The sequence below is a fragment of the Streptomyces sp. NPDC002467 genome, from assembly GCF_042889825.1.
Classification (GTDB): Bacteria; Actinomycetota; Actinomycetes; order Streptomycetales; family Streptomycetaceae; genus Streptomyces.
Genome location: NZ_JBIARJ010000022.1, coordinates 146,144 through 147,276, shown reverse-complemented (window position 1 = coordinate 147,276; position 1,133 = coordinate 146,144). Strand labels below are relative to the sequence as shown.

The 1,133-nt window shown below is 70.3% G+C and carries 1 rRNA gene and 1 pseudogene; both read left to right on the top strand.

Annotation, left to right across the window (positions count from 1 at the left end):
- A 5S ribosomal RNA gene (rrf, locus tag ACFYYJ_RS34770) occupies positions 1-91 on the top strand; the annotation flags it as partial.
- A 105-nt stretch (positions 92-196) separates the two neighbouring features.
- Positions 197-1,133: pseudogene (locus tag ACFYYJ_RS34765) on the top strand (hypothetical protein); the annotation flags it as partial.

The following is a 1,133-nucleotide window of genomic DNA, read 5'->3' as shown; positions in this document are numbered from 1 at the left end:
GCCCGGTTACATTCCGAACCCGGAAGCTAAGCCTTTCAGCGCCGATGGTACTGCAGGGGGGACCCTGTGGGAGAGTAGGACGCCGCCGAACAATCTTTCAAAGGACCCTTGGTCCAGCGTTCAACGCTGGACCAAGGGTCCTTTTTGTTTTGCCTCGAATTACGCCGAAGCGCGGCCATGGGTTGGTTGCGCGAGAATGACTAGCGGTACCCCGAAGACAGGAGTCACACCCATGTCCAACTCTCCCGACGATCGTCCGGAGCGCGAGCCTCGGCGCAACGACGGCGGTGACAGGGGCGGCTACCGCGGGGGCCGTGACGACCGTGGTGGCGACCGTCCCCCGTTCCGTCGTGACGACCGCGGCGGCCGGCCGACCGGTGGCGGCGGTTACCGTCGCGATGACCGCGGTGGCCGTCCCGCCGGCGCCGGTGGCGGTGGCTTCCGCCGTGACGACCGCGGCGACCGCCCGAGTGGCGGTGGCGGTGGCTTCCGTCGCGATGACCGTGGTGGTGACCGTCCGAGTTACCCGCGTCGGGACGATGACCGTGGTGGGTTCCGCGGTGGTCGTGACGACCGTGGCGGCGACCGTCCCAGCTACCCGCGCCGCGATGACCGGGGTGGCGACCGTCCGTCGTTCCGCCGTGACGACCGGGGCGAGCGCCCCAGCTTCCCGCGCCGTGACGACGACCGCGGTGGGCGTCCCACGGGTGGTGGCGGCGGCTTCCGTCGTGACGACCGTGGTGGTGACCGTCCGAGTTACCCGCGTCGGGATGACGAGCGTGGTGGGTTCCGCGGTGGTCGTGACGACCGTGGCGGCGACCGTCCCAGCTACCCGCGTCGCGATGACCGGGGTGGCGACCGTCCGTCGTTCCGCCGTGACGACCGGGGCGACCGTCCGTCCTACCCGCGTCGTGATGACGACCGTGGTGGGCGTCCTTCGTACCCGCGTCGGGACGATGACCGTGGTGGGTTCCGTGGTGGTCGTGACGACCGCGGTGGCGACCGTCCCAGCTACCCGCGTCGCGATGACCGCGGTGGCGACCGTCCGTCCTACCCGCGTCGTGATGACGACCGTGGTGGGCGTCCTTCGTACCCGCGTCGGGACGATGACCGTGGTGGGTTCCGTGGTGGTC